Below are 20,222 nucleotides of genomic sequence, written 5' to 3'. Positions count from 1 at the left end.
GCGCGCGGTCTGCTCCGCAGACACGACGCGGAGCCGCTACGCGGCTCTCCCCCTCGGTCGCTCCGCTCCCGAGGGTGCCGGTCCACTCCGTGGCCCAGCACTTCCGGGACCGCTCCGCGCCCCGGAAGTCCAGCGCTCCGCGCTGGCAACTCGCCTGCTCCGCAGTCGAGTTGGGCCCGCTGGCGCGGGCGGCTGGTTGCAGGGAAGCGGGGTCGACTGCTGCGCCCCGGTGAGAGTGCGTCAAAGTACAAACCCCGATGGAATGTACCCAGGAAACACACTCCCACCACCCCCAGGAAACCCCCCGGAAAGGCCCGCCTGAAGGTGCGTCAATTCGCCGCCCCGCTCCCTTAGTCCACCGCACCGCACTACCTCCCCGCGCGTTCCTGAAAATCACCGGGACAACGCGACACCTTCCCGCTCCCCTGCCCGGGCAACCGATATTCGGGGAACCTGCAGAAAGCCCCAGAGAACGACAGGAGCGCCCCCCGAGAGGAAAGGTCGGAGCCCACTCCGAGGCCGCCAGCAGGTCACCCAGGACCGCGCACGGGCGCGCCAGCGACCGTGCGCAACTCCCAGCCGCCCCGACCCCCCGAGCGTCCGCCGGTCGTGCTGCCCCGCCCCTTTTCCCAGGGGTAGCAGGACAGGAGGGCGTGAGGGGGGTTGTCAGAGTTTTGAGGGGACCCAACCATGGTGGCTGAACTGCGAAAACGGGCCTTCCCTCGCGATCGGGGGGCAAGGGGTAAGGCAACCCCTAAGGCAGGGGGTAAGGCAAGGGTCACGGCCCCCGGTCGGCGTCCGGTGTGTTGGGGGTGGAGATCCACTCCCGATGCGTGTATAGTTTCTCTTGTCGGAACGGAGCGGCGGCAACCGCCCCACCTGACACCACCCAACGAGCAACAGGAGAACAGCAACTTGACTGCCCAGCACCAGTTCCCCGCAGAGACCAACCAGTCCCACCGGAAGAACGCGTTTTACCCCTCGGTTGAAGAAGTGGCCAGTATTCCGCCGCTGTACGCAACTGAGAACACCCCCGCCGCTGACAAGGTGGTGCACCTCCATTACTCCGTCGGTCGGTGTGACTGGTACATCGCGGAGGTGGACCCCGAGAGCCTTACCGCATTCGGCTGGGCGGAGGTGTCCCCGGGGTGCGGGGAATGGGTCTACTCCAATCTCGCGGAGATGGAGGGGCTGAACGCACAGGGGTACGTGATCGAGCGTGACGTCACCTTCGAGCCGGTACGCGCCGGGGACGTCCCCCGGATCAACGGCACCCCGTCCGACCGCAGCGAGTACCAGTACAGCGCCCCGCTGACCGCCGAGGACGCCGAGCGGCTGGGCGAATTGCTGGGGCTGATCATGGCCACGTGCGCGGAAGTCAGTTCCGGGAAAACGGGGTTGCCTACCGGGTTCTTTCTCCGCTCGTACACGCGCGACGAGGCAATGGACGCGTTGGGGCTCGAATTCCTCAGTCACATTGCGGCAGGGGATTCCGAGGTGACCGCCGCTGGAAAGGCGGGAGGATGGCTCCTGAAGGTCACTTCTGAATCTCTGGCAATCGCGGTGGAATTCCGTCGTTCCCAGCGCTAGGAAGCAGCTTCCGGATTTCCGGAAGGGCGACCGCACCAGGTGCAGCCCTTCCGAATTCATCTGTGGTGGGGGCGCGGCAACGCCCCCACCGACCAAGTTGGAGGAAGCGTTGACCCCGGTCGAAATTCTCACCCTGTCATGTCAGCGGATCACTGCCCTTATGGGTGCCCTCCCCGATGGACATCATGACCTGGTCGTGTCCGCCGAGATCGGCGCGGCACTGGCCGATATGTCGTTCTGGTCGCTCGCGGGGGTGATTGAGGCGGACATTGATTCCACTGTCGATGTTTCGGTGGTTCTGTCTGTCGCGCTTGCGGGCGGGAACGGCGGAATGGTCACCCGTACGTCTTGGGACGGCACGGAAACGGTGCGCGGGTGGCGGGTGACCGCTACCGACGTTGAACCGCTTACCGAAGCCCAGGTGTTCGCCGCGTACTGCACGGACGCCATGACGGGCGAACCGATCCCGCCGGAACACGGTGTGCGCTACGCCGCCGGTATCCCCCTCACGTAGCCACCGCCCGGGGTGAGGCGGCGCGAAGCCGCCTCACCCCGGGACACCCCGGGCGGGTGTGTCTCCCCGCCCCGCCCCACCAGCTCACCGGCGTACGGCCGGTTTCGGGATCAGCCGGCCTTTCCCCACTGCCGCATGCCCGAGAGAGCCCCACGACGGGGGGATTCCCCCCCCGTCGCACATTGCAACCACAGAGGCAGGTACCTCATGACCGCGAAGAAGAAGACCGCCGCCCCGCCCGTCGCACGGGTGTTGCCCTTGACGCAGCTTCGGGACGATCGCAACGTCCGTCAGGTGCTGGGCATCGAGGACGGGTATTTGATCACGTCCGTCCGGGAGAACGGCATCGTTTCCCCGCTCGTGGTGGAGCCCGCCCCGGACGCCCCGGAGATGTTCGACGTCATCCAGGGCAAGCGCCGTCTCGCCGCCGCCCGTCAGGCCGAACTCACCGAAGCCCCGGTGTACGTGCTGGACCCCGCCCGCCGGGAAGCCGGTTTGGCGTACATCGAAATGCTGGTGGAGAACGCCGAGGAGGGGCGCAAGTCGCTTACCGACTTGGAGCAGGCCGACGCTCTGTTTCAGGCGATCGAGGCGGGGATGGCACCGGCCGCCGCAGCCCGCCGCGCCGGACGCAGCGACGACGAGGTCGCCCACGCCGTCACCACCGCACGCAAGGTCAGCGAGCGCACCCGCCGGACACTGGCGGAGGCCGAGGCCTACGAATGGGACCTTTCCAAGTTGGCCGTTCTGGGCGAGTTCGACGACGACGAGGAGGCCGTGACGCGGCTTGTCGGGGCGCACGCCCGGGGGGTGTTCGAGCACCAGGCGACGGCCGAGCGTGACGCCCGCGAAGCCGTGCAGGCCCGGGATGTGGTGCGCGAGGAGTGCAAGACCAATGGTGTGCGGCTGATCGAGTCGGACGAGATCGAGGGTGGGGAGTTCGAGGAGTTCGAGGTCTTGGAATTCCTGTGGGACAAGGAGGGCAACCAGCTCACCGAGGAGGAGCACGCCGAATGCCCCGGGCACGCCGTCACGTGGGACGACGACAGCGACACCCCCGACGCCCTGCTGATCGGGTGCATCACGCCGGACGAGTACGGGCACCTTGGCTACCCCGGCGGGTTGCAGGAGGACGAGCCCGAGGAAGAGCCGGAGCACCCCGAGCCCGCCCCCGACGAGGACGAGGGCGAGGAGCCCGCCAGGGGCCCGCAGGAGGCCGGGGACGACCAGGAGGAGGACGAGGGCGGGGGGGAGGACGACGCGCCCGGGCCGCCGCCCGCGCCCGCGCCGAGGCCCGCCCCGGTGGTCAAGCCGGAGCCGGACAGCATGGCCCGGAAGCTGAAGATGGCCGGGAACGCCGCCTACCGGGCCGCCACCAAGACCCGTCGCGCGTGGCTGAAGGACACGTTGTTGCAGCGCAAGAGCGCCGCGCCCAAGATGGCCGCTTGGGTGACCGAGCAGTTGCTTGCCGCCCGCAAGCCGGTCCAGATGTGGACCGGGGAACTCACCCGCGCGTCCCTGGTGGCGGAGTTGCTGGGGGAGGACAAGCACGCCGACGACCGGACCACGTGGGCACCGGCCGGAGCGACCCCCGGCAAGCTGACCTTGATCAACTTCGCGATCATCGCCGGGTGCTACGAGAAGCGCCTTGACGAGGTCCAGACGTGGCGCAAGGACAAGCCCTCGTGGGACACCAACGACATCCGTGACGACGCACGGGTCTACCTCACCTACCTCGCGTCGATCGGCTACACCCTCTCCCTGGTGGAACAGGCCATCGTTGACGACGTCGAGTTCACCGCCCTGGTAGAGCCCGAGACCGACGAAGAGCCCGCAGAAAACGAACACCACGACGACGCCCCGAGCGAGCCGACCGAGCCCGCAGCCGACCACGGCGCAGAGCCGGACGCAGAGAGCCCGCAGGAGCCGGAGGAGCCGGAGACCACGGCGCGGGATGCCGCCCCGGCGGAGCCGTCCGAGGAGTCCGACGACGGCCCCGAGGACACCCCCGCCCCGGACGACCCGCAGGAATAGCACCCCACCGCCCGGGGTCGCGGTCAGCACGCCGCCCCGGGCATCCCCGGAGTGGCCACTCCCATCAGCCGGAATGACCACTCCACCAAGGGGAGCAAATCGCCAATCACGGTTGAAGGAGGGCTGCAACCCTCCCCCCGCCCCTCCCACGAGCACACGGAGTACCACCATGCGCAAGCACCACTGGTGGAAGGTTACTTACCGCCACAACCAGACGTTCCGCACCATCGGTCTGACGAGTCCCGAGTCCGCACGCCGCATCGCACTCCAGACAGTTCGCGGAGAACGCGGCCCCAACGTCAGCGACGTGGTCATCACGGAGTTCGTCACGGTCGAGACGTTCACCCGCATCGCCGTCTGGGATCTGCCCGCTCCGGGCGACCCCACACCGCTCCCCTTGTGCCCCGAGGGGGCGTACGAGATCCGTCGTTTCTTCCGTATCGACGGACGCGGCCCCGAGGCACTGCGCACGGGTGATGACGTGCGCGACTACATCGATTGGCTGGCCGAGGTACGAGAAGGCAAACGCGCCCTGTACCTCCCGTATGACGTAACCGAGCCGGTGCACGTGCTCGATGTGCGCCTGACCCGCTACGCCCACCGCATTTCCCTGGATCAGCTTTCCGCCTGACTGCCCCTCCGGGGCGGGCACGGCAATGCCCGCCCCGGACAGCCACCCACAGGGAGTAGCCCCGATGCAACTGGACCCCCGCAAACCGTTCCTGGCAGTCGTGTCCGCCACCATCAGCGTCCCCAGTGAGGACAGTTCGGTAGCCCTCACCTACTCGATGCCCGCCGCCCCGTTCGGTACCGCCGCATGGCAACTGCCGGTACTGGTCGGGTACTTGAACCGGCTACGCCGCCAGGGCGACGACCCCGCCCCGGACAGCTTCGCCGCCTACATGGACAGCCGCGCCGAGGCCGCCGTGCCCGGCCCGGCCCGGCCCTACCGGTACGCGCCATGGCACGACCACCGGGTGACTTTGCTGCTGGACGTCTCGATCACCCCGGGCAACACGCTGGGGTGGCCGAAGGTGTCCACGGTCGTCCAAGAGCAGGAGCCCGACGAGCCGTGCGGATGGGCCCGCACGACCCGGTTGCACGGATGCCGCGCAGTGCTGGACCACGCGGTGACCGAGGTCAGCGCCGAGCACGCCCGCCTTGCCGACCGGGCCCGCACCACCCCGAGCGTGCGCACCGTGCGGGACTTGGCCGAGCACACCGGCAGGTGGGTGCGCCAGGTCCGCCAGGCCTACCGAGCAGACCTCACCCTCAGCCGCGCCGCCCAGGTCCGAACCCTGATCAAGGGCTGAACACCCCACCCCCACCACGCCGAACGGCGCGCCCCTCCCCTCCCGCCCCCTGCATCGGACTGACCGCAACCAGTCCACCCGCGAAATGGAGCCCCCATGTCCGCCAGCCGCTACCACCACCCGTTCCCGGGCCCTGTCACCGTGCACTGCGACAGCCCGCCGCCCCTGGTCTTCGCCGTGCAGACCTACGAGTTCGCCGAGGCCTACCGCATTACCCCGCCGCCGGGCACCACGAGCGGCGTGCAGGTCTGGCGCGGGATCACGGTGCGCAGCGCCGTCCTGAACAGCATGCGCACCCCTCCCATCAGTTGGCCGAACAACCACACGGAGTTCTTCCCGGACGGTCATCTGCACTGGACGGCCGGGGTGGCCCCGTGGACCCGGGACCTGCCGATCTGGTCCGCCGAACCGGTGGCCGCCCCAGACTCCTGGGGACCGCCGTGCGCCCAGTGCGGGGCATTCGAGGACGAGCATCCCTCGTACGGGTTCCCGTGGCTGTATCTGCGCAACGGCCAATCGTGCTGCTACGGCCGGTACACGGCCGCAACGGACTGATCCCGCCCCCGCCACCCCTCACTCTGCCGGGGCGTGCCGAGAACCACGCCCCTCCCCTCCCGAAAGGAATACCCCCATGAAGGGTTGCCCCTGCTGCTGCACGGTGTGCGACCGCGGATACATCCGTGACGCCGTATTCGACTCCGACACCCAGCGTTGGGTCCCCCGGGACTACCTCTGTGACTGCAACCGCGCAGAAGCACGCTTGTGCAAGCGGTGCACGTACTGCTCGCACATCGGCCCCGTCTGCGACTGACACCCCCTCACCCCCGGAACGGCGCGCCCGCCGGTGGGCCGATCGCGGAGCGATTGACCCACCGGCCCCCGCCCCCCACCGGCCCGGCAGCGCGGAGCGCTGCGGAGTCTTCCGCCGCGTAGCGGCGGCGCACCGCCTTCGCGGAGCGAAGAGCGCGCCCAGACAGCCCCCGCTACGCCCCCAGGCCCCGCGCCTACCGCCCCGTTGTACCCCTCCCAACTCGCCTTCCATCATTAGGAGTTCTGTCGTGACCAGCATGCCCCCCGCTCCTCGCTTCTCCTTCCCTCAGTGGGTGATCAAGGGGGTTACGGACGACTGCACCACGTGTGACTGTTGCGGCCGCTCGAACCTGAAGCGGACCGTCGCGTTGATGCCGCTGGACGCGGACGGCAACGAAGAAGGCGAGGTGTCGTACTACGGCACCGGGTGCGCGGCCGCCGCGCTGCGCCGCAAGATCACCGATGTCGCGAATACCGCGAGCGCCGCCTGTAACGAGTCTCTGGGCCTTGACGGGTGGGCCTACGAGGTGATCAGCGTGTTCGGGCCGTTCGAGTTCGCTACGGCCATGGAGCAGGGGGATGTGTGGTGGAGCCGCAACCCCCACTGCTGGGAGCAGTCGCCCGGTACGTACATCGCGGAGCTGCTCGCCAAGGCCCGCGCGCAGTTGGCGGACACGACGCTGGGCCCTGCCCGCCCGCACACCGTTGGTGACTTCCGGCCCTATCTGGTGGTGGCCGACGTCCGCGACGGGAGCGTCTACTTCGCCCGTGCGGTGCCTACCGAGCCCGACCGTGCACGCGAGATGCAGCGGGCAGTCATCCGTGATGCCCGCTGGTCCGGACGACGCGACCTGATCACGTTCTCCACCGTCTACGCCCTCAGCGAGGACGGAGCCCGCCAGGTCGCAGGCACCCGCCACCACATCGCCCTGCGCCAGGCCGCCCGTACCAAGCCCTAACCGCACCACCGGCCCCTACCGGGCGGGGCCTCCGCCCGGTAGGCCCCGCCATCCGGCGCGCCCCGCGCCGGCCGGACAGAGCCCGCTTCTCTGTCCGGCCGGGGCAGGGCCGAGCCCCCGGGCCGCCCCGCCCTGCTTTCTGCGGACGGCAATCCGCACCCCACCCACAGCGAAGGAGCACCCGCGTGCTGGACCACCCCGACAACGAGCCCGTCATCCCCCGCATCCCCATCCCCGCCCCCCGCCGCCCCGTCGACCAGCCCCGCATCCCCAAGCCCCGCACCGCCTGACCACCCGCCCCCCCGGCAAGGGGGCGGACGACACCGCCCGCCCCCCTGCAACTCCCGGAAAGGGAAAGCCCCGATGCCCCAGACCCCCACCCCCACCGCGCCTGTCACGCTCGCGAAGCGACCGGCCGTTTACCTCCTGCTGGTTGAGGACTCCGTGCACGTCCCCGGTGACCTCTTGCGCCCCTGGCAGGACGCCGACCGCCACGTCGTCCACATCGAGCCGCAGGCCCCCACCGACGAGGGCCGCGCCGAGCAGTGGCAGAAGCTGGGCGACTACTGCACCACCAGCGGCCACCCCCTCACCCTGCTCGCCTACACCGCCACCAGTCCGGCCCGCGCGGCCTACCTCGCTCGCTGGGACTACGGCCGGACGCTCGCCGGTGAGCAGATGGCCGAGGAACTCGACCGCCACCTCCTGCGCAGGCCCACGGGGGCCCTGCTGGGGTGGGTCGCGATCCGTATCGCGGACGGCACCAGCGACGGCCGCCGCTACGCCGACGCCGAGGACGCCCGCAGGGCACAGCCCCACCCCGAACGGTGTCTGATCTTCCCCCTGCACGCCCACGGCCGGTGGCCGGGCGAGGACTGCACCCGCGCCCTGACCGAGGCCGCCCACCAACTGCACGGCTGCACCACCCGAACCGGCGAAATCACTTGCCGTTAGCCGGACCCGCACCGGGGCGGCGGCACCCCCGCCGCCCCACCCAACCGATCCCCCCGCACACTCCGTCGTTTTCTGCCCTGGAGAGTTTCCGTGCCGACCCCGCTTCTGATCACCGCCCGCCGGACCGCCGCCCTGCTGGGCCCCGGGTGGCGCGCCGCCCCGCACGACACCTGGCACGGCGCAGCCCTGCTCCTCGGGGACCGCCCGGGCAAAGACCCCTACCGCATCCGGATCATCCAGGACGGTCAACGGTTGCGCGCGTACGGGCACTTGGACAAGGCAGAGGATCGGCGGTTGCTGCACAGTGCGGACGCCCCCGAGATCACCGTGACCGCCGACCTCCCCACCCGCCAGGTTCCCCGCAACCTGGCATCCCACCTGCGCCGCCGGTTGCTGCCCGTGTATGCCGCCGCCCTGGACGCGGTGGCCGACGACCGGGCCCGCTACGCCCGCGAGCTCCAGGACCGAGACGCGCTGACCCAGCGCCTGGCGGACCTCCTGCCTCACTCGCGTACCGGCCGCGCCTTCAACAGCGAGCACCGGCGCGAAGTGACCGCGATCAACTACCGCACGAGTTCGCTGCGGTTCACGGCCGAAGTCGCCCACGACGGCAGCCACGTCGACATGACGCTCGGCTACCTGAGCCCCGCCCAGGCCGAAGCCGTCGCCCGCCTGCTCGCCCCCGACCTGTAGCCCCTTCCACCCGGGCAGGGGCAGCACCGCCCCCGCCCGGGCCCCCGCGCCCCGCGGGACCCTGCCCCGCCCCCCTGACCCCTTGTGCCCTTTGGAGTTCTCGATGCCCGCACCGTTGCTCACCACCGCCCGCCGCACCGCCGCCCTGCTCGGGCCCGGGTGGAGCGCCGCCCCTGACCCGCACTGGCCCCGCGCCGTACTGCTCACTGCCCCCCGCCCCGGCGGGGACCCCTACCAGGTGCGGATCTCCGACGAGGACGGGCGGCTGGTGGTCTACGGGCTGACCGACAACCACGGGGACAACCGGCTGAACAGCATCACGACCCCGCAGATCAGCGTCACCGCCGACATGCCCGCCCGCCAGCTCCCCCACCACCTTGTCGCCCACCTGCGCCGCCGGTTCCTCCCCGACTACGACACCGCACTCGAACAGGTCATCACGACGCTCGCCCGCTACCAGGCCCAGGCCGCCGCCCGCGACGCCACCGTCCAGCTCCTCCTGGACGCCATGCCCGGCGCCTGGGTCGGACCGGTCACCGCGAACACCGACCGGCCCACCGTCCACTCCCCCAGCGAAGGGCCGGAGGGGCTAGGTATCACCGCGCACGTCGAGCGCCACGGCACGCGGGTGGGTCTCGGGCTGCGCAACCTCACCCCCGAGCAGGCCGCATGGATCTGCCGCCAGTTCGCCCCGGACCAATAACCCCACCCGGCGGGGTGAGAGGGACGCGGCGCGGCCCCTCTCACCCCGCCAGCCGCCCGCCACTACCGCCCCGCGCACCCGTTGAGGAGCATCCCCATGCTGAACAAGGTTCTCCGGCTTGCCCGCCAGACCGCCCCCCTGCTTGGCACCCGGTGGACCGCCGAACCCCACCACAGGTGGGGGCGCACCGGTGCCGCCCTGGTGCACGCCGACGGTCGGCGCCTCGACGTGCTGCCCGTTGACGGCCGCCCCTCCCATGTGGAGGTGACCGTGCACTACCCGGACGCTCCCCTGCGGGTGTGGGAGCACGAGAAGCCGTCCACGCAGTTCCGGGCCGACCGGCCCCCGGCCGCACTCGCCGACGCCATCACCGCCAAGCTCCTGCCCCTCTACAACGAGCTGTACCCGAAGATCGTCGCCGCGGCGGCCACCGGCCGTCAGGCCGACGAGGAACGACAGGCGTTCGCGCACCAGCTCGCCGCACTCGTGCCCGGGGCCGAAGTCACCCGCACCGACCCCACCCCCTGGATCGAATACCGGCCCCGGCGAGGGTCCATCGAGTCCATGAAGGTCCAAGTCCTCAGCAGGGGTGAGCACATCGTGGAGTTCCGGTACGTCGACGACGCCACCCTCCAGGCCCTCATGACCGCGTACGGCGACGCCGTACGACAGCGGCCGAACCCCACCGCCCCGTAACCGCCGGGCGGGCGCGCCCCCACCCCGGGGCGCGCCCCCCTCCCCTGTTGCTGCATTTGGAGGCAGTCACCATGGCCCACCCTGGCACCCGGCCGTCCCGGCACGGCATCCTGACCCCCCGTTCCTACCTCCCCGGCGGATACGCCCCGGCCGCGTTCAAGGAAACCGTCCTCGGGAAAGACGACACCACCGGCTACCTCACCGGATGGGATGCCGACGGCCTGATCCAGCGCGCAGCCGACCACCCCCGCCGCACCATTCACGCCCTCCTGCACGGAGAGATCCGCATCCGGGACCGCCGCAGTCACCGCGAAGTGCGCCTCCGCCCCGTGGCCCACCCCAAGCGGCTGACAGCCCGCCAGTACACCGACCTTGAACTGATCGAACGTGCGGGAAACGGCGCGCAGCTGCGCTACGACCCCGATGGCACACCGTGCGCCGTCGAGGCCGGATTCTGGCGCATCCCGTACACCCAGACATCCATCCTGCTGGGGCGCGGCTGGCTCTCCCAGCGACCGCACACCGATCAGGTCTACCTCTCCGCCGCGGGCCGCATGGCCATGTCCCACCGATGGCACACCCAGCAGAGACTTCCGGCACGGGTGATGACGGGCCTGTATCTGGACGCGGCCCTCACGGCCGCCGACGAGGCCCGCGTCCGCCTGATCGATCCCGCGTGTCGCGGTTGATCCAAAAGATCAATGCGTGTACAGTTTCTCTCGTAGGAATGAGGGGCGGCAACCCCTCTCCCGCCACCCAAAGGAACATCAACATGCACACCGTGCAGTCACGCTCACAGTTTTGGACGGTGTCCTACCGCTACCGCGGTCAGGCCAAGACGCATACCAGCTCCGCGCTCACGCAGCCCGAGACCGCCGCCCGCAACTGGGCCACGGCAACCAGCTGGACCTGGGTGACCGACGTCGCCCTCACCGAACACCTCACGATCAAGACAGACCGGCCGATCCGCATGGAGGACCTGCCCGGCCCCGGCGAGCCGACGCTCGTACCGCCATGCCCCGCCCCTGTCCACGAGATCCGTCGGTTCTTCCGAGTCCAGGACTACGGCCCTCCCATGCTGCCGACCGGCGACCACGTACGCCGCTTCCTCTCCTGGGTCGCCGACGGCCGGGCACGCCGCACCTCACCCAGCCCCATGTTCCACGGTGACATTCGCTTCCCCGACCCCGTCACGCTCCAGGTCCGGGACATCCGCCTGATCCTCGCTTCGCGACAGATCCCCAGGGACCGACTTCCCGCCTGATCACCCCTCAGCACCCCGGTCGGGCGCGGCAACGCCCGGCCGGACAACCACCCGACAAGGAGTTCCCTCATGTCAGCTGTCCCCTTGCCCTACCGGACCGGCGAGTCCGACGCGGAATGCCGAGTCCCTGTCATCGTCGGCGACGAGCTGATCCTCGGGCTGGCCTACCGCTGGCACCGCACCTGGCACGTCATCACCAGCGGCGGCGAAACGAACCTCAACCGGCCGCCCACCGGCGAAAAGGGCATCACCATGGCCGCGCGCCACCTCATCAAGGCGCACGCCGCCGGACACATCATCCCGGTCCGACTCACCAAAGTGCCGCTGCCCTGCTGTACGGGCCGGTCCCGCTGCTCGACCCGCGGATGCCCGTCAACGACCGCAACGCGGCCAGCGCGCACAAGGCGTTCGCCCAGTACACCCGGCACGACTGGCGCGCCCTCTCCGGGTTTCCCGGCAGCGACAACCACCAGCTGCTCATGTGCCTGAAGCCGAAGTGCGGGTGGATCGGCCCCCGCTACTACTCCCACCTGCGCGGCCGCAACGGCGGACCGCCCCCCGCCCAGCGCCACGAACCCCTCCCCGAGGGCAAGGTCGTTCCCCTGTGGCTGTGGGAACTCACCCCCACGGCCGCGTAGGGGCAGCTGCTGCACAGACCCCGGGCCGCCCCCGCAGCGCCCGGCCCGGGGCCACCCCCGCCCCCCCGCCCGGCGGAAGCGTCCCACGCCCGCCTCCGCCGGGCCTCCTCCCAGAAACCCGCATCGGAGCACACCATGACATCCGACACCGCCATGAACGGCGCCCTGGAGACGCACCACCTCCGCCGCGCCAGCGACAAAGCCACAGAGACCGAACAGCCGACGCACCCACGCGTCGCCGGCACATCAAGCTTGCCCATCCGCAGCCTTCTCGACCTTTCCACCGCCCACCTCCGTGAGGAGACCTGCATCGCCCTCGGTAGCTACGAGGACGTCGTGGCCTACCCGACGACGCACGGATGGCTGATGTACGCCTCCGAGGAAGCCGACTTCACCGAAGGAGACGACTGGCCCCCGGAGTTGCTGCCGATCGTCGAACTCGCACGTGCCAACGGCTGCACGTACGTCCTGTTCGACGCCGATGCACCTGAAACGGACGCACTTCCTACCTTCGACACGAAGTAGACGCGTCACGAAGAGGCCGTCACCGAACCCGGCCCTCGACACGGCTCACGCGAAATCAGCCCCGCCGGACGCGCCCGCACCCGTACGCGCTCTGAGTCGAGGACTCCAGTCCCAACGACGCAAAACGCACCGCCCGGGCCCACGTCCGCGAACAGCACGCCCGACCGCCGCTCCCTGGCCCCGGACCGCCACACCACCCCCTGACACCCCCGCCCGGGCAGAGGCGCGGCCGCGACTCCGCGCCCCCATCGGGTCCTGTCCCTCAGTAACCGACCACCACGGAGGAGACATGCCGAAAAGGCCCAGCACCCCGCCGTGCGCAGCAGCGTGCGGCACCGACCAGAGGGATCTGGTCGCCTCACCCCCCGCCCCCGCCCCCACGGCCGCGCCGGCCGGTGCCTCGCCGACGGGACCCGGCCGAACTGCGGAATTCGACTTCGACGCCCACGACGTCGTTGTCGCCCTCACGTCCGGCGGCAAGGACTCCGGCGCCCTCGTGCACGAGGTCTGCACCCAGGCCGATGCGGCCGGGCAGCTGCACAAGGTGCGCGTCCTGCACTGCGACCTGGGCACCACCGCCGAGGAGCAGCTCGTCGAGTGGCCCGGCGCCGAAGACATCGCCCGCGCTCACGCCGCCCTGTATGCCGCCCTGTATGACGTCCCCTTCGCCGTGCGGCGCAGCGCCCGGTGGCCGTCGCTGTGGGAGCGGATGATGTCCCATGGCCGGTGGCCGGGTCACTGGGCCACCTACTGCCGCAGCGACACCAAGACCGCCGCCGGTCGCGACTACGTCGACGAGGTCGGCCGTGAACTGAATCTGGGGCGGCCGCCGCGGGCCGGGTACGCCATGGGCATGCGGGCCGAGGAGTCCCGGGCCCGCGCGAAGAAACCGGTGCTGGAAGTGCACCGGATGACGGGCAAGGGCACCCTGCGCCGGGTCACCACGTGGCTGCCCGTCCACCACCTCACCACCGCCCAGGTGTGGGACACCCACCAGCACCACGGCATCCCCCACCACGAGGCCTACGACCTGGGCATGCGGCGCCTGTCCTGCCGCGCCTGCCCTCTCGCCGGAGCCAAGGACCTGGTCCGCAGCGCCCAGCTCAACCCCGCGCTGTTCGCCGAGTACGCCGCCGCCGAGCCCGCCATGGGCCAGTTCAAGCCGTCCATCAGCCTGGCCCAGATCATCGAGCGCGCCCGCAGCTGACACGGCACCACACCTCCGGCAGCACACCGTTCATCTCAACCCTGTGAGGCACCATGCACAGCATCCCCCTGCCCGGCACGCGGATTCGCCCCACTGATCCGTTTCCCGGGTACGACGGGCCCGCCTATGTCCTGCTCGCAGACCTGCCCGTCCACGTGCGGTACAGGCGCGTCAACGAGGACGGTGGAACCTTCCCGCCCGCCCCGTTCGGCCAGGGCCTGGCGGGCAGCACGGAGCCGGGCCGGCACGTACTCAATTTCCTCAGCATCAGCCTCAACCGGATGTTCGCGTGCGAGGCCAGCACCATGGACGACGGCGTGATCCGCTACCGGCAGTCCGCCCGTCACTCCGCCACGCGCTTCGAGCCCGACCGGTGCGCGGGCGTGCTCATCCGGCACCCGGAACAGCAGGTGACCACCCCGGCGTACATGGTCACCTTCCCCGGCGGGGACCGCGAGCTGTGGAGCCGGTACGCCCTGCTGCGCGCCCTTGAAATCTGCCGCCGCCCCACCCCCGTCGACTGGCCCGACGGATGGGCCCACCAACTGCCCGACGGCACCGTCCAGTTCGACAGCGGCGGCGACCCCTGGGCCGCGCCCCGGCAGCACACCGCCGTCCCGGTCACCGACCCCGGCGACTTCGGGCCCCCCTGCGCCGACTGCCAGCACTTCGCCAGCGACCACACCACCGGACCGCCCTGGGCCCGCTACCGCCAGGACAAGCAGCCCTGCACCCAGTGGCGCGCCCACCCCAACCGCTGACCGGCCGCCCACGCCGGGGGGCGGCGTCACCACACCCTGCCGCCCCGGCCCCGCCCCCCTTTGTCGGAGGAACCATGACCGAGAACAGTCCGGCACCCGCCCAGCGGGATGTCCTGCCCCCGCCCGTGTACGTGCGCGTCGCCCAGGAGGCCGCCGAGCTTGCCGTTGCCGCCGCGGACAGCGCGATGTTCGCCGCCTCCCGCGCCGCCGGCCGCACGACCGCATTGCGGGAAGCCCGCATGCACACCGCCCACCAGCACGCATGCGACGCCGAGAAGTGGGCGCAGTGGGCCGCCGCTTGGGAGCAGGACGGTGTCACCGAGTCGTCGCTCGCCAACTACGCGGCCCAGGCCGTGAACGCCGCGGTTCATGCCCAGTACGCCGCCCATGTCGAGATGACCGCCGAGGTGCTGCACGCGCAGCTGGAGCGCCCGTTGACCCGAGCCGAGCGCGCCGTGAAGGAACGCGAGGCCCGGCGTGAGGAGGCCGAGGAGGAGGCGCGGGAGCGGGCGGCGACCGGGATGGACGCCGACAACCGGCACACCGACTGGATGAACCGTTTCTACGCTGAGCACTACGTTCCCGAACTGGGGTGGACCGCCGGACATGTTCGGGTGCTGGAGGCCGCCGGAAGCGGCCGCCTGTACTGGAAGGACCACACCGCCCGCCAGGCCCGCACCCACGGCCAGTGGGAGGGCGGGCGCCGGATCAGCAGGGAGCGGGTGAAAGCCCTGTACGCGGCCCGGTTCCTGTGCTGGGCCGCACCCCCCGCCGGCGGGGCGCGGGTCCTGGCTCTCACCCCCATGGGGCGTACCGCGCTGGCGCTCGCCCGCCTGTTCCCGCAGGGGCTGCTCCCCGACGAGCAGGCCGCCTATCTGGCCCGCTTCTCTCGCTCGGCCCGGCGGTGGATGACCAGCGACGAGAAGAAGGCGGCCGCCCACCGGCTGCCACCGCTGGAGCTCGGCGCGCTGCGCGCCTACCGGCCCCCGGTCACTCTCGCTGAACAGCAGGCCCGCGCCGAGCACGAGGCTGCCGACCGGTGGGAGGACGAGGGCGGGTACTGCCCCGGAGTCCTCACCCCGCGCCCGGCACCCGTCCCTCACCCCCCGGCGGCGCCGCCCCAGGTACGCACCGCAGCCGACGCACCGAGGGCGGTTGCCGGGGCGGGCGGTGCAGTGCGGCCGCGGGTTCACCCCCGGGGGCTGCGCGCCCGGCGCGCCCGCCAGAAGGCCGCCGCCCGCCTCCTGACCACCCCCGTCAGCCGCCCCCAGCGCACCCTGACCGCCAGTGAACTCCGCACCGTGCAGCGCATGAAGCTGCTCAACCTCCACGGGGCACTGATCATGGGCATCGTGGACCCCGTCCCCAACCCCTCCCCGATGCCCGAGGACCAAGGCGCTTGGGTGCGCGAGCACGTCTGGCCGCACCACATGCGCAAGGTCGAGGCGAAGTATCCGTTCGGATTCGCCCGCTGGAGCATGTGCGAGCGCGGTACCTGCTGGAACTGCTGGACCAACCGGTGCGACCTCTGTATTCACCGCCAGCAGGACGGACCCACCATCGACAACAACACCGACTGGATCTACAACACCACCGGCCGCGTCATCGCCCAGCTCATCCCCCGTCCCGGCAGCGAACCGTGCGTGTGGTGGTGCCGATGCGCCTGTCCCAAGACCGGACCAGGCCCCGCCCGCCCCGGGCCGAACCCACCGGAGCAAGCACAGCCGGCCGTCGAGGAGCCAGTTGTGGGCGTCAGCGGAGTGGGCCGGGACCGGGAGGCGCTGTTCTGACCGGCGATCTGCCCAGATGAGGGTCGGGCCGGCGTTGACACCACACAAGATGCGTGCATAATTGCCATCGTGTAAAAAGGTGGTGGAGATGGGTGACGGCCGGCAGAAGACACCTCGAAGAGGTGTCAGCCCAGAGCGGCAACCCCGGCTGAACGTCCTGCCGACCATCGTGTTCCACCCAACAGAGGAACACCACGATCCTAGCCGGTACCAGGCGCCCGGTGCCGGCCGCCCCTCCTGGAGACGACCATGCCGACGCCCTCCCGACCGCTGTCACTCACCGTCGACGGGCAGGAGCTGGTCAGCCGCGAATGGATCGCGCAGAAAACCGGGTCCACCAACCGGACCGTGACCAACTGGCAGAAGAAGCGCCTGGAGCAGCCGGAAGATGCCCGCTTTCCCGAGAAACGGCTGACGGCCGACCGGGTCGACTACTACGACCGGACCGAGTTCGAGGCCTTTCACACCGCCTTGGTCGACCGCAAGAAGAAGAAGGTGCTCAGCGCCGACCCGGCCCTGTATACCGGCGACGCTGACGAACTCGTGCCGCTGCCCGCAGCCGCCCAGCTCCTCGGCTTGGACCCCAGCGCCATCCGCAAGTACCTCACCAGCAACCCCGGCTACTTCCCCGAGCCCACCGGAACCGCGACCACCATCGCGGGCAAGATCGTCCGCGCCTTCCGCCGCCAGGACCTGCGCGACTTCGACAACCGCCGCAACGGCGACAACACCGGCGTCTCGGGCCGCAGGCCCGGCACACCCTCCACCCGCCAGGGCACCACCCCCGAGGTCGAGGAACGCGTCCGCGTCGCCCGACAGTTCCTCAAGGAAATCGGCGGCTGGCGGCGCGGCGCCGCCGGCGAACTCGCCGCCCGCGAAGGCGGATCCGCCTGGCAGTGGGACCGCGCCATGCGCACCGCCCGCGCCCAGGCCGAGCAGGACACGCAGTAGTCCAGCCGAACCGCCAAGGAGGTGGCCAGGCAAGCACTTGCAGACCGCCCGCACCTCACGGCCGGAGCGCTCGCTCGTGAACTCGCCAGCCAGCACGGCCAGTCCATTGATACCTGGAAGCGCATCCTCACCCAAGCACGCAAAACCCTTCCCCCGCACGCGTAGAACCCGTCCTCAAACCTCTTGATCACGTACTCGGTCACGAAGGTCGGCCCATAGGTGTTCCAGCTTGGTCACCGCACGCTTGTACGCTTCGGCCTGTCGCGTTCCGTCAACAGCTGGGGCGCGTAGACGGCGAGCCTCGTCCCACGCCTGGACGAAGGGTTGGTGTCCTACCTCGAACGATGTCGAGTCCGGTGCCCAGTCGGCGGGAACTCCGACCTCCTGAGCAATGGCGTCGTGCCGGTAGCGGGTGTCGTCAACGAGGTTCATACCCACAGCCTTCCTTGGTTTCTGAGGATTTAGGAGGGGGTTGAGGGATTCGGGGCGTTTCACCAGATCGCTCACCACGGGAATCGTGTCGTTCTCGTAATCGCGATCCCCCTTCCGTGGTGAGGGATCTGGTGAGGCACGGACGGTTCCCTGGGAGCACCCACTACCCGCACCACGGCCCGCTTGGGAGTGCTCCTGTGAACGTCCGCCGCCCCGCCCTGCACGTCACCCTTCCGACTGGTCGAGCGCACCACGGTGGCGGGCCCGCACCTCAGGTGCAGCAGCCCGCGCGCAGTGCGCTGCGCCGCTTTCACCTTCCCCACGCGGGAAGGTCCCGCACGCCCTCGCCCGGCGGAGCCACCCTTCCAGCGGGGACGACCCGCGCCCAACGAAGGGACGGGGGTCACGGACCCGCACACGGTCACGTACGGGCGGGGACCACCTGCACCACCCACCCTGCTCAGCCACGCTGCTGGCCTTTCGCCCCGCCCGCCCCGTGCGGCCCGTCACGGGGCCGGGGGCCCGCAGCGGGAACCCCGCCCGGGACCAGCCCCGGTCGCGCCGTTCTTTAGAAGATAGCGGCACCGCTCTGACCTGCACGTTCGCGAGAGATGTATTCACCCTGGATGAATACATCTCCCTCTCGCACCCCCGAGATGTATTCACGCTTGCTGAATACATCTCCACCGTCAAGCAGGCAGCCGCGGCCGTGAATACACCACCGCACAAACCCCCTTGGAAGCAATTTCCCCGGCGTAGACCTCCGGAAGAAAGCGCAGGCAGCAGTGGCCCCGGCTGCACAACCCGCCCTCATCGCACGCCCGCTGGGCCCCGCCCCGGCCGCCTCCCCCTCCGCTGGGCAGAGGCTGGTGGAGACCCTGGAGCGGATCTCCCGCAACGGCGGGCACGTCCAGTACGACCCGGCACCCCGGCCGTACCGGCTGCGGGGCGGCACCCACCTGAACGCCTCGCAGGAACTCCACGGCAGCCTCTGGCGGTTCCACCTCTCCGCCACCGCCCGCGACATCCTCGACCACCTGTCCGTCGCCCACGACGAGGACGGCATCACCGCTGTCACCCAGAAGCAGCTCGCCCACTACTTCCGCACCAGCCAGCCCACCATCAGCCGGGCCCTGGCCGAGCTCGCCCGCCACCACTTCATCTGGAAAGCCCGCCGCGGCCACTACCAGCTGCACCCGCTGTACGCGTACCGCTTCTCCAGCCGAAAGCACCGCCGGCTGATCGAACGCCTCGGCCCCGCCACCCTCGAAGCCCACAAAATCGTCGTCCCCCTCCCCCAAGACAAGGACCGGCCGTGACCACTGCGCCTGCTGCCTTCCACAACCCCGCAGCCTGGGAACAGCTGCCCAACGCACGGCTCTCCCCCACCGCACGGGACATCTTCGACGTCCTCCAGGGCCGCCAGGAGCCCGGCGGCCACGTGCGCGTCACGCAGGCCGAGCTCGGGGTCCGGCTGAACACCTCGCAGAGCGCCATCTCCCGGGCCGTCAGCGAGCTGCGCGACACCGGACTCATCGACGCCCGCACCCGGCACGGCCAGCTCCTCATCCACCCCTTGTACGCCGGGTACGAGTCCCTCGCGCACATGGTCAACCACATCCAGGACCCCGACACCCACCTCTGGCCGCTCACCTTCCCCGCCAGCGACATCCGACCGCCCCGCCGCTGCGACCCCCGTACCAGCACCGACTTCGACCCCACCCCCGACGGAGACGGCGGCGAACCCGCCCCCGCGCCCGCCCCACGCCCCCGCCTGCACCTCGCAGGCTGATGCCGGGAACGGCCTTGCCGGGAGCCGCTTTTCACTACCCTCGCGCCGTCAGCTCCAGTTCGGCGTGAGGCCTGTACGTGCACCATCACCCTCGTCTTCTCCTGATCGGCGGAGGGGCCGGGTCCGGGAAGACCTCTCTGGCTTGCGCCGTGGCCCAGCAGCTGCCCGGCACGGGTCTGGTCCACCTCGACCTCTGCTACCACCAGGACACCGCGCGGGCGCCCAGCGTCCCGCGGCTGGACGGACACCCGGGGCGCGCGGTGGACTTCAGTGACCCGCTGGCCCTGGACTCTGACCGCATTGAGGCAGCCCTCGCCGAGCACGCAGACGCAGGCGCGTTGCTGACGATTGTCGAGGGCATCTTCGCCCTGACGCTGAAACAGCTTGCCGCCCGCGCTTCCTGGACGGTGTTCGTCGACACCCCCGCGGACCTGAGAGTGGTCCGCAAGACGATGCGCAAACTCACCGAGGGCAAGGACCCCCTGCCCGGCCTGCGCGGATACACCCACACCGCACGCGCCTTCGAACGCTACGTAGCGCCCGCCCGGCAGACCGCCGGCCTGGTCCTGTAGCGGCACCCGTCTTGGTGTGCCGTG

23 protein-coding genes are annotated in these 20,222 nt (G+C 70.5%); 22 read left to right on the top strand and 1 reads right to left on the bottom strand.

Features of this window, described 5'->3' with window-relative positions; translation table 11 throughout:
- Positions 1 to 915 precede the first annotated feature (915 nt).
- From ACIO3O_RS38065 to ACIO3O_RS37975, 19 genes are all read left to right on the top strand, one after another.
- The gene (locus ACIO3O_RS38065) at positions 916 to 1,590 is read left to right on the top strand and encodes a DUF2958 domain-containing protein (protein WP_401753963.1); all 675 of its coding nucleotides are present in this window, start codon (positions 916 to 918) and stop codon (positions 1,588 to 1,590) included.
- Between the two features lie 196 nt (positions 1,591 to 1,786).
- Complete coding sequence (locus ACIO3O_RS38060; RefSeq protein WP_401753960.1) at positions 1,787 to 2,104, top strand: hypothetical protein; 318 nt, start codon at positions 1,787 to 1,789, stop codon at positions 2,102 to 2,104.
- Between the two features lie 207 nt (positions 2,105 to 2,311).
- On the top strand, positions 2,312 to 4,138 hold the full coding sequence (locus ACIO3O_RS38055) for a ParB/RepB/Spo0J family partition protein (RefSeq protein ID WP_401753957.1): 1,827 nt from the start codon (positions 2,312 to 2,314) through the stop codon (positions 4,136 to 4,138).
- 169 nt (positions 4,139 to 4,307) lie between these two features.
- Complete coding sequence (locus ACIO3O_RS38050; RefSeq protein WP_401753954.1) at positions 4,308 to 4,769, top strand: hypothetical protein; 462 nt, start codon at positions 4,308 to 4,310, stop codon at positions 4,767 to 4,769.
- A gap of 64 nt (positions 4,770 to 4,833) precedes the next feature.
- Positions 4,834 to 5,451 (top strand): hypothetical protein, encoded by a 618-nt coding sequence (locus ACIO3O_RS38045; protein ID WP_401753951.1) that lies wholly within the window; start codon positions 4,834 to 4,836, stop codon positions 5,449 to 5,451.
- 96 nt (positions 5,452 to 5,547) lie between these two features.
- Positions 5,548 to 6,006 (top strand): hypothetical protein, encoded by a 459-nt coding sequence (locus ACIO3O_RS38040; protein WP_401753948.1) that lies wholly within the window; start codon positions 5,548 to 5,550, stop codon positions 6,004 to 6,006.
- A gap of 503 nt (positions 6,007 to 6,509) precedes the next feature.
- Positions 6,510 to 7,220 (top strand): hypothetical protein, encoded by a 711-nt coding sequence (locus ACIO3O_RS38035; protein ID WP_401753943.1) that lies wholly within the window; start codon positions 6,510 to 6,512, stop codon positions 7,218 to 7,220.
- Positions 7,221 to 7,583: 363 nt separating this feature from the next.
- Positions 7,584 to 8,174 carry a hypothetical protein gene (locus ACIO3O_RS38030; protein WP_401753940.1) on the top strand — a complete coding sequence of 197 codons (591 nt, stop codon included), beginning with the start codon at positions 7,584 to 7,586 and terminating at the stop codon, positions 8,172 to 8,174.
- A 90-nt stretch (positions 8,175 to 8,264) separates the two neighbouring features.
- Positions 8,265 to 8,867, top strand: a complete 603-nt coding sequence (locus tag ACIO3O_RS38025) for a hypothetical protein (protein WP_401753937.1) — start codon at positions 8,265 to 8,267, stop codon at positions 8,865 to 8,867.
- Between the two features lie 103 nt (positions 8,868 to 8,970).
- Positions 8,971 to 9,570, top strand: coding sequence for a hypothetical protein (locus ACIO3O_RS38020; protein WP_401753934.1), 600 nt, complete (start codon positions 8,971 to 8,973; stop codon positions 9,568 to 9,570).
- 96 nt (positions 9,571 to 9,666) lie between these two features.
- Positions 9,667 to 10,266 carry a hypothetical protein gene (locus tag ACIO3O_RS38015; protein ID WP_401753932.1) on the top strand — a complete coding sequence of 200 codons (600 nt, stop codon included), beginning with the start codon at positions 9,667 to 9,669 and terminating at the stop codon, positions 10,264 to 10,266.
- 71 nt (positions 10,267 to 10,337) lie between these two features.
- On the top strand, positions 10,338 to 10,955 hold the full coding sequence (locus tag ACIO3O_RS38010; RefSeq protein WP_401753929.1) for a hypothetical protein: 618 nt from the start codon (positions 10,338 to 10,340) through the stop codon (positions 10,953 to 10,955).
- 92 nt (positions 10,956 to 11,047) lie between these two features.
- Positions 11,048 to 11,530 (top strand): hypothetical protein, encoded by a 483-nt coding sequence (locus ACIO3O_RS38005; protein WP_401753926.1) that lies wholly within the window; start codon positions 11,048 to 11,050, stop codon positions 11,528 to 11,530.
- 365 nt (positions 11,531 to 11,895) lie between these two features.
- Entirely contained in the window at positions 11,896 to 12,168 is a 273-nt protein-coding gene (locus tag ACIO3O_RS38000) for a hypothetical protein (protein ID WP_401753924.1), read from the top strand.
- A gap of 135 nt (positions 12,169 to 12,303) precedes the next feature.
- Complete coding sequence (locus ACIO3O_RS37995) at positions 12,304 to 12,693, top strand: hypothetical protein (RefSeq protein WP_401753921.1); 390 nt, start codon at positions 12,304 to 12,306, stop codon at positions 12,691 to 12,693.
- 289 nt (positions 12,694 to 12,982) lie between these two features.
- On the top strand, positions 12,983 to 13,900 hold the full coding sequence (locus ACIO3O_RS37990) for a phosphoadenosine phosphosulfate reductase family protein (protein WP_401753918.1): 918 nt from the start codon (positions 12,983 to 12,985) through the stop codon (positions 13,898 to 13,900).
- Positions 13,901 to 13,953: 53 nt separating this feature from the next.
- Complete coding sequence (locus ACIO3O_RS37985) at positions 13,954 to 14,661, top strand: hypothetical protein (protein WP_401753915.1); 708 nt, start codon at positions 13,954 to 13,956, stop codon at positions 14,659 to 14,661.
- Positions 14,662 to 14,735: 74 nt separating this feature from the next.
- Entirely contained in the window at positions 14,736 to 16,451 is a 1,716-nt protein-coding gene (locus tag ACIO3O_RS37980) for a DUF6248 family natural product biosynthesis protein (protein WP_401753913.1), read from the top strand.
- Positions 16,452 to 16,700: 249 nt separating this feature from the next.
- Positions 16,701 to 17,402 carry a hypothetical protein gene (locus ACIO3O_RS37975; protein WP_401753911.1) on the top strand — a complete coding sequence of 234 codons (702 nt, stop codon included), beginning with the start codon at positions 16,701 to 16,703 and terminating at the stop codon, positions 17,400 to 17,402.
- 174 nt (positions 17,403 to 17,576) lie between these two features.
- Here ACIO3O_RS37975 and ACIO3O_RS37970 read toward each other — a convergent pair whose 3' ends face one another.
- Complete coding sequence (locus tag ACIO3O_RS37970; protein WP_401753909.1) at positions 17,577 to 17,909, bottom strand: hypothetical protein; 333 nt, start codon at positions 17,907 to 17,909, stop codon at positions 17,577 to 17,579.
- Positions 17,910 to 18,619: 710 nt separating this feature from the next.
- Between ACIO3O_RS37970 and ACIO3O_RS37965 the strand changes: the two genes are divergently transcribed.
- The 3 genes from ACIO3O_RS37965 to ACIO3O_RS37955 all read left to right on the top strand — a co-directional run bounded on the left by ACIO3O_RS37965 (position 18,620) and on the right by ACIO3O_RS37955 (position 20,198).
- Positions 18,620 to 19,153: a hypothetical protein gene (locus tag ACIO3O_RS37965; protein WP_401753908.1), complete on the top strand. Its 534-nt coding sequence runs from the start codon at positions 18,620 to 18,622 to the stop codon at positions 19,151 to 19,153.
- Positions 19,150 to 19,626, top strand: a complete 477-nt coding sequence (locus ACIO3O_RS37960) for a MarR family transcriptional regulator (RefSeq protein ID WP_401753906.1) — start codon at positions 19,150 to 19,152, stop codon at positions 19,624 to 19,626. The genes ACIO3O_RS37965 and ACIO3O_RS37960 overlap by 4 nt, the downstream gene beginning before the upstream one ends.
- Positions 19,627 to 19,703: 77 nt before the next feature.
- A complete protein-coding gene (locus ACIO3O_RS37955; protein ID WP_401753904.1) occupies positions 19,704 to 20,198 on the top strand; it encodes a uridine kinase in 495 nt (164 codons plus the stop codon).
- The last annotated feature ends 24 nt before the right edge of the window (positions 20,199 to 20,222 follow it).

The organism is Streptomyces sp. NPDC087440 (genome assembly GCF_044744005.1).
In the GTDB taxonomy this organism is placed as follows: Bacteria; Actinomycetota; Actinomycetes; order Streptomycetales; family Streptomycetaceae; genus Streptomyces.
Note: the sequence above shows the minus strand (reverse complement) of the source record. Positions and strands in the feature narration are given on the sequence as shown.

Coding starts and splice junctions, on each gene's coding strand:
- ACIO3O_RS38055 (WP_401753957.1), top strand. CDS start 2,312: ATGACCGCGAAGAAGAAGACCGCCGCCCCGCCCGTCGCACGGGTGTTG.
- ACIO3O_RS38045 (WP_401753951.1), top strand. CDS start 4,834: ATGCAACTGGACCCCCGCAAACCGTTCCTGGCAGTCGTGTCCGCCACC.
- ACIO3O_RS37995 (WP_401753921.1), top strand. CDS start 12,304: ATGACATCCGACACCGCCATGAACGGCGCCCTGGAGACGCACCACCTC.
- ACIO3O_RS38020 (WP_401753934.1), top strand. CDS start 8,971: ATGCCCGCACCGTTGCTCACCACCGCCCGCCGCACCGCCGCCCTGCTC.
- ACIO3O_RS38030 (WP_401753940.1), top strand. CDS start 7,584: ATGCCCCAGACCCCCACCCCCACCGCGCCTGTCACGCTCGCGAAGCGA.
- ACIO3O_RS37985 (WP_401753915.1), top strand. CDS start 13,954: ATGCACAGCATCCCCCTGCCCGGCACGCGGATTCGCCCCACTGATCCG.
- ACIO3O_RS38050 (WP_401753954.1), top strand. CDS start 4,308: ATGCGCAAGCACCACTGGTGGAAGGTTACTTACCGCCACAACCAGACG.
- ACIO3O_RS37975 (WP_401753911.1), top strand. CDS start 16,701: ATGCCGACGCCCTCCCGACCGCTGTCACTCACCGTCGACGGGCAGGAG.
- ACIO3O_RS38040 (WP_401753948.1), top strand. CDS start 5,548: ATGTCCGCCAGCCGCTACCACCACCCGTTCCCGGGCCCTGTCACCGTG.
- ACIO3O_RS38015 (WP_401753932.1), top strand. CDS start 9,667: ATGCTGAACAAGGTTCTCCGGCTTGCCCGCCAGACCGCCCCCCTGCTT.
- ACIO3O_RS38000 (WP_401753924.1), top strand. CDS start 11,896: ATGCCCGTCAACGACCGCAACGCGGCCAGCGCGCACAAGGCGTTCGCC.
- ACIO3O_RS38010 (WP_401753929.1), top strand. CDS start 10,338: ATGGCCCACCCTGGCACCCGGCCGTCCCGGCACGGCATCCTGACCCCC.
- ACIO3O_RS37990 (WP_401753918.1), top strand. CDS start 12,983: ATGCCGAAAAGGCCCAGCACCCCGCCGTGCGCAGCAGCGTGCGGCACC.
- ACIO3O_RS37980 (WP_401753913.1), top strand. CDS start 14,736: ATGACCGAGAACAGTCCGGCACCCGCCCAGCGGGATGTCCTGCCCCCG.